Origin of the sequence: Paenarthrobacter sp. PPS72, assembly GCF_048537125.1 — a bacterium.
GTDB lineage: Bacteria > Actinomycetota > Actinomycetes > Actinomycetales > Micrococcaceae > Arthrobacter > Arthrobacter nitroguajacolicus_E.
Map to the genome: position 1 here is coordinate 39,430 of NZ_JBLYIE010000009.1, position 12,110 is coordinate 51,539.

14 protein-coding genes are annotated in these 12,110 nt (G+C 62.7%); 9 read left to right on the plus strand and 5 right to left on the minus strand.

What is annotated here, in order from left to right; all coding sequences use genetic code 11:
• Entirely contained in the window at nt 1-522 is a 522-nt protein-coding gene (locus ACLRGI_RS05600) for a hypothetical protein (RefSeq protein ID WP_419200667.1), read from the minus strand.
• A gap of 110 nt (nt 523-632) precedes the next feature.
• On the opposite strand from ACLRGI_RS05600, the gene ACLRGI_RS05605 reads away from it, so the two are divergent.
• Nucleotides 633-1,490, plus strand: a complete 858-nt coding sequence (locus tag ACLRGI_RS05605) for a prephenate dehydratase (protein WP_419200668.1) — start codon at nt 633-635, stop codon at nt 1,488-1,490.
• Between the two features lie 60 nt (nt 1,491-1,550).
• Here ACLRGI_RS05605 and ACLRGI_RS05610 read toward each other — a convergent pair whose 3' ends face one another.
• The gene (locus ACLRGI_RS05610) at nt 1,551-1,757 is read right to left on the minus strand and encodes a pyridoxamine 5'-phosphate oxidase family protein (protein ID WP_419200669.1); all 207 of its coding nucleotides are present in this window, start codon (nt 1,755-1,757) and stop codon (nt 1,551-1,553) included.
• A gap of 45 nt (nt 1,758-1,802) precedes the next feature.
• On the opposite strand from ACLRGI_RS05610, the gene ACLRGI_RS05615 reads away from it, so the two are divergent.
• Nucleotides 1,803-2,153 carry an ArsR/SmtB family transcription factor gene (locus ACLRGI_RS05615; protein ID WP_419200670.1) on the plus strand — a complete coding sequence of 117 codons (351 nt, stop codon included), beginning with the start codon at nt 1,803-1,805 and terminating at the stop codon, nt 2,151-2,153.
• 31 nt (nt 2,154-2,184) lie between these two features.
• A complete protein-coding gene (locus ACLRGI_RS05620; RefSeq protein WP_419200671.1) occupies nt 2,185-2,673 on the plus strand; it encodes a GNAT family N-acetyltransferase in 489 nt (162 codons plus the stop codon).
• 3 nt (nt 2,674-2,676) lie between these two features.
• On the opposite strand, the gene ACLRGI_RS05625 is transcribed toward ACLRGI_RS05620, so the two are convergent.
• Nucleotides 2,677-4,845 carry an MMPL family transporter gene (locus ACLRGI_RS05625; protein ID WP_419200672.1) on the minus strand — a complete coding sequence of 723 codons (2,169 nt, stop codon included), beginning with the start codon at nt 4,843-4,845 and terminating at the stop codon, nt 2,677-2,679.
• A gap of 167 nt (nt 4,846-5,012) precedes the next feature.
• Here ACLRGI_RS05625 and ACLRGI_RS05630 point away from each other — a divergent pair, with 167 nt between their 5' ends.
• From ACLRGI_RS05630 to ACLRGI_RS05650, 5 genes are all read left to right on the plus strand, one after another.
• Entirely contained in the window at nt 5,013-5,534 is a 522-nt protein-coding gene (locus ACLRGI_RS05630; RefSeq protein ID WP_419200673.1) for a MarR family winged helix-turn-helix transcriptional regulator, read from the plus strand.
• A gap of 29 nt (nt 5,535-5,563) precedes the next feature.
• On the plus strand, nt 5,564-6,379 hold the full coding sequence (locus tag ACLRGI_RS05635; protein ID WP_419200674.1) for a methyltransferase domain-containing protein: 816 nt from the start codon (nt 5,564-5,566) through the stop codon (nt 6,377-6,379).
• 101 nt (nt 6,380-6,480) lie between these two features.
• Nucleotides 6,481-6,855 (plus strand): YciI family protein, encoded by a 375-nt coding sequence (locus ACLRGI_RS05640; RefSeq protein ID WP_419200675.1) that lies wholly within the window; start codon nt 6,481-6,483, stop codon nt 6,853-6,855.
• 45 nt (nt 6,856-6,900) lie between these two features.
• Nucleotides 6,901-8,073 (plus strand): RNA polymerase sigma factor, encoded by a 1,173-nt coding sequence (locus ACLRGI_RS05645; protein WP_419200676.1) that lies wholly within the window; start codon nt 6,901-6,903, stop codon nt 8,071-8,073.
• Between the two features lie 18 nt (nt 8,074-8,091).
• Nucleotides 8,092-9,075: an aldo/keto reductase gene (locus ACLRGI_RS05650; protein ID WP_419200677.1), complete on the plus strand. Its 984-nt coding sequence runs from the start codon at nt 8,092-8,094 to the stop codon at nt 9,073-9,075.
• A gap of 37 nt (nt 9,076-9,112) precedes the next feature.
• Here ACLRGI_RS05650 and ACLRGI_RS05655 read toward each other — a convergent pair whose 3' ends face one another.
• A complete protein-coding gene (locus ACLRGI_RS05655; protein ID WP_503409114.1) occupies nt 9,113-10,186 on the minus strand; it encodes a DNA polymerase IV in 1,074 nt (357 codons plus the stop codon).
• Between the two features lie 169 nt (nt 10,187-10,355).
• Between ACLRGI_RS05655 and ACLRGI_RS05660 the strand changes: the two genes are divergently transcribed.
• Nucleotides 10,356-10,979: a LysE family transporter gene (locus ACLRGI_RS05660; RefSeq protein WP_419200678.1), complete on the plus strand. Its 624-nt coding sequence runs from the start codon at nt 10,356-10,358 to the stop codon at nt 10,977-10,979.
• A gap of 48 nt (nt 10,980-11,027) precedes the next feature.
• On the opposite strand, the gene ACLRGI_RS05665 is transcribed toward ACLRGI_RS05660, so the two are convergent.
• Nucleotides 11,028-12,071 carry a LacI family DNA-binding transcriptional regulator gene (locus tag ACLRGI_RS05665; RefSeq protein WP_419200679.1) on the minus strand — a complete coding sequence of 348 codons (1,044 nt, stop codon included), beginning with the start codon at nt 12,069-12,071 and terminating at the stop codon, nt 11,028-11,030.
• Nucleotides 12,072-12,110 lie beyond the last annotated feature (39 nt).

Below are 12,110 nucleotides of genomic sequence, written 5' to 3' on the forward strand. Positions count from 1 at the left end.
TCATAACGGCATGCGCTGCGACTCAGTTGGGTTTCCTGGGCGTACCGCTAGTGCTGTCGCGAGGATGATCACGCCGGACACGGCAATGACGACGACGGCCAGGGAGTGCTCATATCTGGCGACGACGGCTGCACCTACGGCCAATACTCCCGTCCCGGCAAGGAAGGGACGCCGGGCGCTGGCCGCCCAAGCGATGAGGGCGATCCCGAAGAACGGGCTGTACTGGAAGCCCATGGCGACGTCTGCGAAGAAGAAGCCGACCGCCGCGAAACAGAGCAGCCCGGCCGCGCTGGTCCGGTGAGCCATACGCCGGCAATGGAAGTAGACAGCGAGCGCGGACAATAGGCTTAATCCCTGTGATGCAACCGGCAAGGGCGCGGCGTCATACTTGCCGAAAGCACCTCCCAGCAGAACGGCCCATACGAGGGTGAACAGTCCAATGACTGTCCCTGCGAGCCTTACAACCCGCTGCTCGTTGACCTGCTGTGCGTTGTTCCGTTGGAACGCTGTTGCAGTCGCCATCGGCTGCCCCCAATCCTTACTGCGAACCTAGGGCCGGGGACATCTCTTTGTCCAGTAACAAGGTGGACGCGGTTGGGAGGCCGGCCGCTCTGCGTGTAACCATGAGCATCATGGCCCAGAAGATTGCGTACCAAGGTGAGCCCGGAGCCAATTCGGATCTCGCGTGCAAGGAAATGTTCCCCGAACTCGAAAGCGTTCCGTGTGCGAGCTTCGAGGATGCTTTTGAGCGGGTGTCCACCGGGGAAGTCGAGCTGGCCATGATCCCGATTGAGAACTCCATTGCCGGACGCGTAGCCGACATCCACGTGCTTCTCCCCCAGTCCAAACTCCAGATCGTCGGTGAGTTCTTCCTCCCGATTCACTTTGACCTCTTGGGCATTCCGGGCAGCACAATTGAAGGCGCTACCGAGGTCCACAGCCACATCCACGCTCTGGGACAGTGCCGCAGGATCATTCGTGAAGCCGGCCTCAAGCCCGTGGTTGCCGGTGACACTGCCGGGTCGGCGCGGGAGGTCCGGGACTGGAATGATCCCCGCAAGCTATCCCTTGCCCCGCCGCTCGCAGCCGGGCTGTACGGCCTCGACGTCCTGGCCTCGGGTGTCGAGGATGACCCCACCAACACGACTCGTTTTGTGGTCCTTGCCCGGGAGAGGGAACTTCCCACGAAGGAAGAGCTGCCCGGCTCCGCGATTACCAGTTTCGTGTTCCGTGTCCGCAACGTTCCCTCGGCGCTTTACAAGGCACTGGGCGGGTTTGCGACCAACGGCCTCAACATGACGCGGCTGGAGAGCTACATGGTGGGTGACGAGTTCGCGGCCACCATGTTCCTTTCCGACGTCGAAGGGCATCCTGAGGATGCCCGTCTCCGCCGGGCCTTGGAGGAACTGGAGTTCTTCACTACTGAGGTACGGGTCCTCGGAGTTTACGCCGCGGACGGTTACCGCGAACGGAATACGGTCAGAGCCTAAGCACGCTGTCGCCACCGCCACAGAGGTACCGCGGATGGCCCGGAAGATCCTCGGGCTGGGCTAGGCGGCAAGGCCATCGATGCTGGTGCGGTTCTTGGTGACCACGCGCCCTGTCCCGTGGAGCCGGACGATATTCGGGCGCCCGTCAAAAGCGCAGAACATCACCGTAATGCCGCCGTTCTCCCGCAAATGGGCTATCGTTTCGCTCCCGCTGCCGGTGACACTAAGCCAGGCAAAGGTATACGGTGAGCCAAGCGAAGGTGGCAAGCCGGCTTACATTGATGACCGTCAATATGAGGGCATAATAGGAACATGACCGCACCATCCACACTCGAGCCTGCCACGGGGCAGGACTGCTGTGCCCCTACAGGCCCGACAACCCTCGGTGCCGAGGACGCCAAGCGGAAGGCCGTGGTCTTCAAGGCCCTGGGCGACCCCAACCGGCTGCGGCTTCTTTCCATGGTCAAGGCCGAAGCTTCGGGCGAAGCCTGCGTCTGCGACCTCACTGAGCCACTGGGCCTCGGCCAGCCGACGGTTTCGCACCATTTGAAGATCCTGGTGGATGCAGGCTTGCTTCATCGGCAGAAGCGCGGCACGTGGGCTTACTACTCCCTCGTTCCGGGCGCGTTGGATGACGTTTCCGGCATCCTGGCCACGCTGTGACGGCCACGCTGTGACGGCAACCCTGAGGGCAATGGAGCCTGGCGACTGGCCCTCCGTCAGGGAGATTTTTCAGGAAGGCATCGACACCGGCTTCGCCACGTTCGAGTCGTCCGCGCCCGACTGGGACTCTTTCAATAACTCCAAATTGGCTGAGCACCGATTCGTGGCAGTCGACAGCCGGGGCGTAATCCTCGGCTGGACCGCAGTATCACCTGTCTCCAGTCGCGCCGCCTATGCGGGTGTAGTCGAGCATTCCATTTATGTGGCGGGCCCCGCCCGCGGCCAAGGCGTTGGGAAACTGCTTCTGCAGGCACTCGCAACTTCCACGGAGGCGCAGGGTATCTGGACTATCCAGTCCAGCATCTTCCCCGAGAACGAGGCCAGTCTTCGCCTCCATCAGGCTCATGGATTCGCCATTGTCGGGCGACGGGAACGTATCGCTCGCGTGAGCACCGGACCCGCCGCCGGACAATGGCGCGACACCCTGCTGCTGGAGCGCCGCTCGCCGGTCATTGACTGACGATTATCTGCCCACCGACGCCTCTTCGCGGCGCCCTGCCGAGGTTGTGGAAGGCTCATGCGCCAGCTTCCCCGGCCACCAGATCTTGCTGCCGATGTCGTAGGCCAGCGCGGGAACCAACAGCGAGCGGACCAGCACCGTATCCAGCAGCACACCAAAAGCCACGATGAACGCCAACTGGACCAGGAACATGATGGGGATGACCCCAAGGGCCGCGAAGGTAGCCGCCAGCACAACACCTGCAGAGGTGATGACGCCGCCGGTAACAGCCAATCCCCGGAGGATTCCCGGACGCGTCCCGTGCTTCAAGGACTCTTCCCTTACTCGACTCATCAGGAAGATGTTGTAATCCACGCCGAGGGCCACCAGGAACACGAAACCGAACAAAGGCACGGTGGCGTCAGCCCCGGAGAATCCGAAGACTCCATTGAAGACCCACGCCGAGACACCCATCGCGGCACCGTAGGAAAGCACCACGGACAGCACCAGCAACACCGGGGCCACCACGGATCGCAGCAGCAGCATCAGGATAAACAGGATCACCACCAGCACGATCGGAATGATGACTACCAAGTCGCGCTGGGCCGTGGTGTTTGTATCCAGCGCGGTGGCTGTAACGCCACCCACCAACGCCGCGGCATCGACCTCCTTGACGGCAACCCGCAAAGACTTCACCGCTTCTTCAGCTTCGATCGAATCGGCCGCAGAGTTCAGCGTGGCGTTGATCAGGACCCTGCCCTCGCGGACAGCCGGGTCAGCGGGAGAGCCGGGAGCACCGGTAATAGGTACGTTTCCATCAGCCAACAGGTAGGCGTCGCCCACACCGTCGGCTGTTTTGACCTTCTCCAGGACCTGCTGCGCGGCACCTTCTGAAGCGACCACGACGGCGGGGCTGCCGCTGCCTGCGTCGAAATGGCGCGCCAGCGCTTCCTGACCGTCCACGGCGTCGGAGGCAGAAAGAATGACGTCCGTTTGCGGCACGCCGTTGGCCTTCAACTGCATCAAACCAGTTGAAGCCGCAAGGAGCAGGAGCCCGGAAGCAACCCACACAACCCGCGGCCGCTTGGACACCAGTCGGCCTGTAGCGCGCCACAGACCCTTTTGCCCCTCAAGTCCGGTGACGATCTCAGGTTCGCGTTCGTCGTCGGGCAGCAGCTTGGGACGGAAGGGCCAGAAGGCAGCGCGGCCGAGCAACGCCATCAGCGCGGGCAGGAGCGTCAGTGCGGCGAACAGGGAGCAGAGGATGCCTGCTGCTGCCACAGGTCCCAGCGCCTTGTTGGAGTTCAGATCGGAGAACAGAAGGCAGAGAAGGGCGATGATGACGGTGGCACCGGAAGCGATGATCGGTTCGAAGGACGCCTTCCATGCCGTAATGACTGCCTGCGTGCGGTTGGTGGTGTGAGTCAGGGCTTCACGGAACCTCGCCACGTACAGCAGTGCGTAGTCGGTGGCCGCGCCGATCACCAAAATAGAGAGGATGCCTTGGCTCTGGCCGTTCAACTGGATCCAGCCGAGCTTGGCCATGCCGAACACCAGCAGGATCGCGGCGCACAAGGCGAAGACCGAAGTGAACAGCACCGCCAGCGGCAGCACCACCGAGCGGTAGACCAGTAGCAGGATCACGAAAACTGCACCGAGGGCAACCAACAGCAGAATGCCGTCGATCCCGCCGAACGCGTTGACGAGGTCGGCAGTCAAGCCGGCGGGACCCGTAACGAAGGCCTGCATCCCGTCCGGAGCGCCGGGCTGCACCACGTCCCGCAGCTCCTGAACTTTCTCGCGCAGCTCATCTGAGGACGCCATGGGAACAATGAACTGGACTGCCTTGCCGTCTTCGGACGGGATGGGTCCAACGACGGCGCTCCCCAGCTTGAGTGCCTCAATTTCGGCTTTCAACTGAGCTGCTTCGCCTAGCTGAGCAGGGGTAAACGCGGCGTCGTTCTCCACGACCACCACGGCAGGAATCTCTTCGGAGTCCCTGAACTTGGCTTGCCAGTCGCCGGCTTCCGTCGCTTCGGCGCCCGCCGGAAGGAATGAGGCCTGGTCATTGGAGGAGACCTCCTCCAACCGCCCGAAGGTGGGGCCGCCGATTCCTGCAATGCCCAGCCAAGTGATGACCAGCACCACGGGCACCAGCCAGCGCAGCCAGAACGGTACTTTCTGCGAGTTCATGAGTCCTTCTTTTCCATGGGTGCTTTCAAGGTCTTTATTCCACCATAGATTATCTCTATGATGGAACTATTCCAAGACCGCGGTACAGAAAATGCCAAAATCCCGGACCGCTCGGAGTAATATCCGGAGGGCAGTAATTACCAGACAACGCTGGCAGGAGGGCGGACATGTCGGACACAGCAGCCACGCGCCCCGAGGCGAGCCGCCCCGAAAGCGCAGCCCCCCAAGAACTCGTCAGGCTCCTCCAGGACTTCACCCTTGAAGCCAACCACTACGTGGATGCAGCGGGTGGCCGGAACGACATGCACCGCACGGACCTGAACGCGCTCGCCGTCATCATGCGCCACACCGCTGCGGGCAAAGTGGTCACCCCGGGCGTCCTCCGCTCCGAGTTGCGCCTCAGCTCCCCCGCCACCACCGCGCTGGTGGATCGCCTGTACGCGAGCGGACACGTGGTGCGCGAGCGCCTTGGCACGGACCGCCGGCAGGTCCAGTTGCAGATGACGCCCAAGGCGTACCGGGATGGGAGTGCCATGTTCATGCCGCTCGCCATACGCATGGGCAAGGCCATGGCCGCTTACAGCCCAGCGGAATTGGAGCTTGTCACCCGCTTCATGACGGACATGGTGGAAGCCACCTTGGCTGCCCGCGAAGAAGCTGCCCAACCCGACGCCACGCGTTCCGGCTAAATTCACCTTCCAAGTTGTAGCGTTTCCCTATGAACGCGCAGCAGCCTGAAGATGTCTATACCCACGGGCACCACGAATCGGTTGTCCGGGCCCACGCCTCACGGACGGTCGAGAATTCGGCCGCGTTTGTCATCCCCCATCTCACCCCCGGAACGTCAGTGCTCGACGTCGGATGCGGACCAGGCAGTATCACCTGCGACTTCGCGGGGCTGGTGGCGCCCGCTCAAGTAATCGGCTTGGACAGGTCAGCGGACATCGTTGCGCAAGCCACTGAACTGGCTACCGAGCGTGGCGTGGACAACGTGACGTTCCAGACGGGCAACATCTACGACCTGGACTTTGAGGACGAATCTTTCGACCTCGTCCATGCGCACCAGGTCCTCCAACACCTGACCGACCCCGTCGCCGCCCTTCGCGAGATGCGCCGGGTGGCCAAACCAGGCGCAATCGTTGCAGTGCGCGACGCCGACTTCCACGGCATGAGCTGGTACCCCGAAGTCCCTGAACTGGACGACTGGATGGAGCTCTATCAAAAGATCGCGCGCCGCAACGGAGCAGAGCCCGACGCCGGCCGCCGCCTGGTTTCCTGGGCCCAACAAGCAGGTTTTACCCAGGTGGCACCCACCAGCAGCAACTGGCTCTATGCCACAGCCCAGCAGCGCGCCTGGCAATCACGGGTCTGGAGCGAACGCGTGCTGCACTCCGCCTTCGCCGAACAAGCCCTGGAGTACGGTTTCGCCAACGAGGCCGACCTCGCCAGGATCGCTGCCGGCTGGCATCGCTGGGGAGCTACCGAGGACGGGTTCTTCCTCATCCCCAACGGAGAAGTGATCGCCCGGGCGTAGTCTTCAAAAAAAAGTTTGCCCAACCATGTAGAAATACCCGCCGCAGTTCCGACCCATCAGTGAAAGCATCCACAAAGGGTGCTCCTCACAAGGAGTTTGAGATGAAATACATGATCATGATGTTCGGATCGGCCGAGGGCATGATGGAGACCGCCGACCCCGCCTGGATCCAGGAAATGATCGGGTTCATGATCCAGATCGATAAGGATCTGGCTGAGTCCGGTGAGATGGTGTTCAACGCCGGGCTTGCCGACGGCAGCACCGCCAAGCTCGTCAAGCAGACCCCGGACGGCGTCATCACGACCGACGGCCCGTACGCCGAGTCGAAGGAGTCGCTGGTGGGCTATTGGGTTGTTGATGTGGCCAGCGAGGAACGTGCCGTGGAAATTTGTTCAAGCATCGTAAAGTACGCCCAGGTGGTTGAGCTTCGCGAAGTTCAACAAGCTCCGCCACAGGAAGCCCTGCCGGAGGTCTAACTGGGTTCCCCACGGGATACGCGAATAGAGGACCTGCTGCGCATCTTGGCGCCGCAGGTACTCGGCGTGCTGGCACGGACGCATGGGCAATTCGATGCCTGCGAGGATGCCGTCCAGGAAGCACTCCTTGAGGCGTCACTTCAGTGGCCCTCCGGGATTCCCGACAACCCACGGGCGTGGCTGATGGCCGTTGCATCGCGTCGGCTCGTGGATATGTGGCGCAGCGAAAGCGCCCGGCGTGGCCGCGAGGAACGAGTCGCTGCCATGGATTTCCAGGCAGGTTCGGTCCCGGAAGCGGACGACGCCCTCACCTTGATGTTCCTCTGCTGCCACCCGGCGCTCTCGGCCCCATCACAACTGGCCTTGACGCTCCGGGCCGTCGGAGGACTCACGACGGCGGAAATCGCCTCGGCTTTCCTGGTCCCCGAAGCCACTATGGGACAGCGCATCAGCCGTGCAAAACAGGGGATCCAGAAGGCGGGAGCCACGTTCAGCATGCCGCCGGCTTCCGAGCGCAAGGCAAGGCTCGGCGTCGTACTTCACGTCCTGTACCTGATCTTCAACGAAGGCTACGCGGCAAGCTCGGGTGCGTCGCTGCAGCGCGAGGAGCTCACCACCGAAGCCATCCGGGTGACTCGCCTGCTGGTGGCAGTTGCACCGCGGGAACTGGAGGCCGCAGGCCTGCTGGCGTTGATGCTGCTGACCGATTCCAGACGCGCGGCACGCACATTGCCGGACGGAACACCGGTGCCGCTGGCAGAGCAGGACCGAAGTATTTGGAATCGGGACCAGATAAAAGAGGGCATCGCACTGCTGTCCTCGGTGCTCGGGCGCGGAGCCCCTGGGCCGTATCAACTTCAGGCGGCCATTGCTGCCGTTCACGCCGAAGCGGCCTCTGACGAAGAGACCGATTGGCCGCAGATTCTTGCCCTCTACACAGTCCTTGAAGCCGTGGCACCCAGTCCCGTGGTCACGCTTAATCGCGCGGTAGCTGTGGCCATGGTTCACGGGCCGGCCGCTGGACTTGAGCTGCTGGTCGGACTTGAGGCGGCGCTTGGCCGGACCCACCGATTGGACGCCGTTCGGGGCCATTTATTGGAGATGTCAGGCTCCTACGCAGAGGCCCGCGCAGCGTACCTCTCGGCCGCAAAAAAGACCGGAAGCCTGCCCGAACGAAAGTACTTAATGGGAAAAGTAGCGAGGATGGACGAGCATTAAGCCCATATAGTCGAATCCATGGAACAACGCATACTTGGCAAGACCGGCCGGTCCGTCTCCACCATCGGACTGGGAACCTGGCAACTCGGAGCCGACTGGGGTTCAGTCACTGAAGAGGACGCCTTTGCCGTCCTGGAAGCCTCGGTGGAAGGCGGCGTCAATTTCTTCGATACCGCAGATGTCTACGGAGATGGCCGCAGCGAGCAGTTCATAGGACGCTTCCTCCGCTCCCGTCCCGACCTGGACATCACGGTGGCCACCAAAATGGGTCGCCGAGTGGATCAAGTCCACGAAAATTACACGCTGGAGAACTTCCGGGCCTGGACCGACCGTTCACGGCGCAACCTGCAGCAGGACACACTGGACCTCGTCCAACTGCACTGCCCTCCCACGTCCGTTTACAGCAGCGACGAAGTCTATGACGCCTTGGACACTCTGGTCAGCGAGGGCGCCATCCGCAACTATGGCGTCAGCGTCGAGCGCACGGATGAAGCCCTTGAAGCCATCAAACGCGGGAACACCGCCTCCGTGCAGATCATCCTCAACGCCTTCCGCTTGAAGCCCCTCGACGACGTGCTGCCCGCAGCCAAGGAAGCCGGCGTTGGCATCATTGCCAGGGTGCCGCTGGCCTCCGGTCTGCTGTCCGGTAAGTACACGCCGGACACCGAGTTCCCTGAAAACGACCACCGGAACTACAACCGCGACGGGTCCTCCTTCGATGTCGGCGAGACCTTCTCCGGCGTCGACTTCGCAACCGGCATCAAAGCCGCGCAGGAGTTCAGCGGATTAGTGCCCGACGGCGTTAGCACCGCCCAAGCGGCCCTCGCCTGGGTCATCGCTCAGGACGGTGTCAGCTCGGTCATTCCCGGTGCACGCTCGGCAGCCCAGGCAGCGGCCAATGCCGAGGCCGGAGGGATGCAGGATCTTGGTACCGGCCTCGCTGAAGGTGTCCGGGACATCTACGACCGCTACTTCCGCGAAGCGATCCACCCGCGCTGGTAGCCGGCAGGGCGCCGTCGGGCTTAAGGGCCCGACGGCGTTACCAACCGCTGCGCGTGGGCGTATGTCCCTTGCGGGCTTCCTCGGGCATGGACATCTCAGCCCGCAAGCCGAGGAGCCGAATGGGCCGCTCCGGCTCCATTTTCGCTGTCAGGTCCAAAGCCTGTTCGAGGACGGCTTCCCGATCGAAAGTCTCCGGAATCTTCCTCGCGTAGGTCTTGGTGAAGAACGGGGCGTAGCGGACTTTGAGGGTCAGCCCGATCACTGGACGTCCTTCTGCGGCGACGTCTTCCAGCACCCTGGCGGTCAACTCCTTGATGGCGTCGCTGACCTGATCGGGCTCGGTCAGGTCCTGCTGGAACGTCGTTTCACGGCCATGGGCGCGGGCCACCCACGGTGTGTCATCCACTTCGCTGGAACCCTCCCCACGCCCTAGCTGTGCGTACCACGGTCCCATCTTGGGGCCGAATTCCGGGACCAGCACCTGCGGCTCTGTTGCGGCGAGCTCTGCCACCGTGGTGATCTGGTGCTTCGCCAACCGTTGCGACACTTTAGGTCCAATGCCCCATAGTTCCTTGGTGGGCTTGGCTCCCATGACGTCGAGCCAGTTCTCCTTGGTCAGCGTGAAGATACCGGCCGGTTTGCCGAAATCCGTGGCGTTCTTGGCCCGGACCAAGGTGTCTCCGATGCCCACACTGCAATGCAGACTGGTGCTCTCGAGTACCGCAGCTTGGATCTGTTGAGCGTATGCTTCCGGGTCCTGCGTTTCTACGCCGACGAACGCCTCATCCCAGCCCAGCACCTGGACGGTGGCACCGGGCTGTGCGCGGAGAGTGGCCATCACTACCTCTGAGGCCGCCAGGTAGGCCTCCTGATCCACCGGCAGAATAATGGCGTACGGTGCCTTCCGGGCCGCAATCCTCAGGGGCATCCCGGAGCCGACTCCGAACGCCCTCGCTTCGTAGGACGCCGTGGAGACAACAGCCCGTTCCGTGGGGTCTCCCCTGCCTCCCACAATGATCGCTTTGCCCGCCAATTCAGGCCGGCGGAGGACCTCGACCGCCGCAATGAACTGGTCGAGGTCAACGTGCAGCACCCACGGGATTCTGCTCACGGCACCAGTTTGCCCTAAGCGGTGGCTGTGGCTGTACCTTCGCCACCTTCTTTGATCTGTTGGGCGGCCATAATCAACCCATTCCGGGTGCATTCCGCCTCGTCAGCCGCCAAAGAAGGTCAGGAAGCAACGCGTCCAAACCACCAACTCTGCGGGCCTAAGCTGAGATGTGCAGTTTTCACTTTGGCTGGCCCTGGTTGGTGCCGGCACCCTGATCAGTTTCACTCCCGGCGCCGGAGCCATCTTCACTATGAGCAATTCGCTCAACTCCGGCTTCCGACGCTCCATCTGGGGCATCCTGGGGCAGCAGGTGGCTCTGGTCATCCACATTGTCATCGTTGCCTTGGGTGTGGGTGTGCTGGTTTCCAATTCGCCAGTGATCTTCAACGTCATTCGCTACGCCGGAGCCGCGTACTTGGTATATCTCGGCATCAGGCAGTTCCTGCACAAACCGGACCTGGACCAGGAGAAGGCGGACAGTAAGAAGGACGAGTCCGCCCTATCCATGTTCCAACGCGGAATCTGGGTGAACCTGCTCAACCCGAAGGCCATTGTCTTCTTCCTTGCCTTCATGCCCCAGTTCATCCGCCCGGACCAGCCGCTGCTGCAGCAATACGCGGTACTGACCACCACCGTCATCATGATCGACATCCTGGTGATGTGGTTCTTCTTCGCTTTCGCGGCGCGGTCCTTCCAGAGGTTCACCCACGATGAGCGCGGCCAGAAGGTCCTCAACCGGGTCTTCGGCTGCCTGTTCGTCCTGGTGGGCATCCTGCTCGCCGTCATTCACTAGGCAGGCTGCACTAAGCAACCCGCTTGCGGGTGCGGAAGGCCGAAAGTTCTAACTCAGAGCCGTAGATCCCCGCACCACCAGCGAGCTCTCGAGCGTCACATGGGGCTCGTCCAGGGGCAGGCCTTCCATGAGCCCCCGCAGTTGCTCCCCCGCTCTACGTCCCAAGGGCGTCGCCGGCAGGTGCACGCTGGTGAGGCTGGGGTTGCTGGTGGCCGAGTAGGGCAAATCATCGAAGCCCGCCACCGCCAGCTCACCAGGGATCCGGACACCCTCAACGCGGGCTTCCTGAAGCACGCCATAGGCATGGGTATCGGTACCGCAGACGACGGCGGTCACCCCCTCGCGGTGCCACTCCGGCCAGGCTTCGGCGAACGCGGCAGCGGCAGCACCGACGTCGATCGGGGTGCTGATGACATGCCCGTCAGCCACCGAAAGCCCACATGAAGCGGCCTCCGCCAGGAAGGCTTCACGCCGCAATTGGAAAGTGGCTGTACCAGTTACACCGTCTACGTAAGCGGCCCGCGTATGACCGGAGGCGGCCAGATGTCGGGCCAGCTCGCGGGCACCTTGGGCGACGTCGAGGTTGACGGAGGGCGCGTAGGACTCAAGACCGGGGGCGTCCAACAGCACCAACGGACCGGCTGCGGACAGGTCCTCCAGGAATTCAGCGCTCGGGGCACCCACGAGCAAGCCGGCAGGGCGGAGGGCCAGGAGTTTACGGACGTCGTCGGCCTGTGGTGATTCTCCGGCGTCGGTCACGGATAGCAGCAGCTGATATTGGGAGCCCAGGGACTCCCGCACCCCCGCGATGACGTTGGCAAAGAAGGGGTTGGACACGTCCGGAGTCACCAGGATGACAATCGAGCTGACACCGCGGGCAAGGGAACTGCCGATGCTGTCCACCACGTAGCCGAGCTCGGCGATCGCTGAGCGCACCCGCGAGATGTTGTCCTCGGACACCCGTCCTTGGGTTTTGCCGTTCGCCACCAAGGAGACGGTGGCGGTCGAAACGCCTGCCCGGGCAGCCACCATCGCGGCCGTCACGCGAGGCGAACGGGGCGCGCGGCCTTGGCGCTGATCCAGGGATTCCATGCATCGATCGTAACGGTCTGAAACCGTCTTGACCTGCGA

Coding starts and splice junctions, on each gene's coding strand:
- ACLRGI_RS05605 (WP_419200668.1), top strand. CDS start 633: ATGGCCCAGAAGATTGCGTACCAAGGTGAGCCCGGAGCCAATTCGGAT.
- ACLRGI_RS05615 (WP_419200670.1), top strand. CDS start 1,803: ATGACCGCACCATCCACACTCGAGCCTGCCACGGGGCAGGACTGCTGT.
- ACLRGI_RS05625 (WP_419200672.1), bottom strand. CDS start 4,845: ATGAACTCGCAGAAAGTACCGTTCTGGCTGCGCTGGCTGGTGCCCGTG.
- ACLRGI_RS05650 (WP_419200677.1), top strand. CDS start 8,092: ATGGAACAACGCATACTTGGCAAGACCGGCCGGTCCGTCTCCACCATC.
- ACLRGI_RS05620 (WP_419200671.1), top strand. CDS start 2,185: ATGGAGCCTGGCGACTGGCCCTCCGTCAGGGAGATTTTTCAGGAAGGC.
- ACLRGI_RS05640 (WP_419200675.1), top strand. CDS start 6,481: ATGAAATACATGATCATGATGTTCGGATCGGCCGAGGGCATGATGGAG.
- ACLRGI_RS05600 (WP_419200667.1), bottom strand. CDS start 522: ATGGCGACTGCAACAGCGTTCCAACGGAACAACGCACAGCAGGTCAAC.
- ACLRGI_RS05630 (WP_419200673.1), top strand. CDS start 5,013: ATGTCGGACACAGCAGCCACGCGCCCCGAGGCGAGCCGCCCCGAAAGC.
- ACLRGI_RS05635 (WP_419200674.1), top strand. CDS start 5,564: ATGAACGCGCAGCAGCCTGAAGATGTCTATACCCACGGGCACCACGAA.
- ACLRGI_RS05665 (WP_419200679.1), bottom strand. CDS start 12,071: ATGGAATCCCTGGATCAGCGCCAAGGCCGCGCGCCCCGTTCGCCTCGC.